Source organism: Streptomyces justiciae, from assembly GCF_015163075.1.
GTDB lineage: Bacteria > Actinomycetota > Actinomycetes > Streptomycetales > Streptomycetaceae > Streptomyces > Streptomyces justiciae.
This window is the reverse complement of record NZ_JADDXU010000046.1, coordinates 1-1,763: the sequence shown is the minus strand read 5'-3', so window position 1 is coordinate 1,763 and position 1,763 is coordinate 1. Positions and strand designations below refer to the sequence as shown.

The 1,763-nt window shown below is 68.1% G+C and carries 2 protein-coding genes; both read right to left on the bottom strand.

Annotated elements, in window-relative coordinates; genetic code table 11:
* Positions 1–203: FAD-dependent oxidoreductase (locus IQ210_RS46940; protein WP_194085401.1), on the bottom strand; the 203-nt coding region annotated here is incomplete at its 3' end.
* Positions 204–248: 45 nt separating this feature from the next.
* Positions 249–1,763 (bottom strand): glycerol kinase GlpK (gene glpK, locus IQ210_RS46935; protein ID WP_194085400.1); only part of this gene is annotated, 1,515 nt, incomplete at its 5' end.

Here is a 1,763-nt window from a genome sequence, read left to right as displayed (position 1 = left end):
CCGGCGTCGACCAGAGCCACCCTCAGGCCGGACTGCGCGGCGTGCCAGGCGGTGGAGATGCCCAGGATGCCGCCGCCGATCACGAGAAGGTCGTACGACGCCTTGGCGAGCTGCTCCCGGGTCTCGGCGCGGCTCGGGTTGGAGCCGGAGGCCGGGCGCGTACCGAGGGCAGGCACGGACTGGAGGGTGGACTGACTGGTCATTTCGGGTTCTTACTCCTCATCAGAGATGCCGAAGGGGGGAGGCCTTCAGCTCTCCTCGTCCTCGAGCCAGCCCATCGTCCGCTCGACGGCCTTGAGCCAGCTCTTGTACTCACGGTCGCGGGTGTCCGCGTCCATGCGGGGGGTCCACTCGGCGGCCCGGCGCCAGTTGGCACGCAGGTCGTCGGTGCTGGTCCAGAAGCCGACGGCGAGACCGGCGGCGTAGGCGGCACCGAGGCAGGTCGTCTCGGCGACCATCGGACGGACCACGGGGGCGTCCAGGAAGTCCGAGAGGGTCTGCATCAGCAGGTTGTTGGAGGTCATGCCGCCGTCGACCTTGAGGGCCGCGAGCTCCACGCCCGAGTCCTTGGTCATGGCGTCCGTGATCTCACGGGTCTGCCAGGCGGTGGCCTCCAGGACGGCACGCGCGAGGTGCGCCTTGGTGACGTACCGGGTCAGGCCGGCGATCACACCGCGGGCGTCGGAGCGCCAGTACGGGGCGAACAGACCGGAGAAGGCCGGCACGAAGTAGGCGCCGCCGTTGTCCTCGACGGAGAGCGCGAGCGTCTCGATCTCGGCGGCGGTGGAGATCAGGCCCATCTGGTCGCGCATCCACTGCACCAGCGAACCGGTGACGGCGATCGAGCCCTCGAGGGCGTAGACCGGCTTGTCGTCACCGATGCGGTAGCCGACGGTGGTGAGCAGACCGGAGTACGAGTTGATGATCTTCTCGCCGGTGTTCATCAGCATGAACGTGCCGGTGCCGTACGTCGACTTGGCCTCGCCCTCGGCGAAACAGGTCTGGCCGAACAGGGCCGCCTGCTGGTCACCGAGCGCCGAGGCGACCGGGATGCCGCCGAGCAGCTCGCCCAGCTTGCCGCCCGTGACCTCGCCGTAGACCTCGGCGGAGGACCGGATCTCGGGGAGCATCGACAGCGGCACGCCGATGGACTCGGCGATCTTCTCGTCCCACTCCAGGGTGTGGAGGTTCATCAGCATGGTGCGGGAGGCGTTGGTGACGTCGGTGTAGTGCTTGCCGCCGTTGACACCGCCCGTCAGGTTCCAGATGACCCAGGTGTCCATGGTGCCGAAGAGGATGTCGCCGGCCTCGGCGCGCTCGCGCAGGCCCTCGACGTTGTCCAGCAGCCACCGGGCCTTCGGACCGGCGAAGTACGAGGCGAGTGGAAGACCCGTCTCGCGGCGGAAGCGGTCCTGCCCGACGTTGCGGCCGAGCTCCTTGCACAGGGCGTCGGTACGGGTGTCCTGCCAGACGATGGCGTTGTGGACGGGCTCACCGGTGTTCTTGTCCCACAGCAGCGTGGTCTCACGCTGGTTGGTGATGCCGATGGCCTTGATGTCGTCCCGGGTGATGCCGGCCTTGTCGATGGCTCCGGCGACCACTTCCTGGACGTTGGTCCAGATCTCGGTGGCGTTGTGCTCGACCCAGCCCGGCTTGGGGAAGATCTGCTCGTGCTCCTTCTGGTCGACGGAGACGATACGGCCGTCGCGGTCGAAGACGATGCAGCGGGAAGAGGTCGTGCCCTGGTCGATCGCGGCGATGAA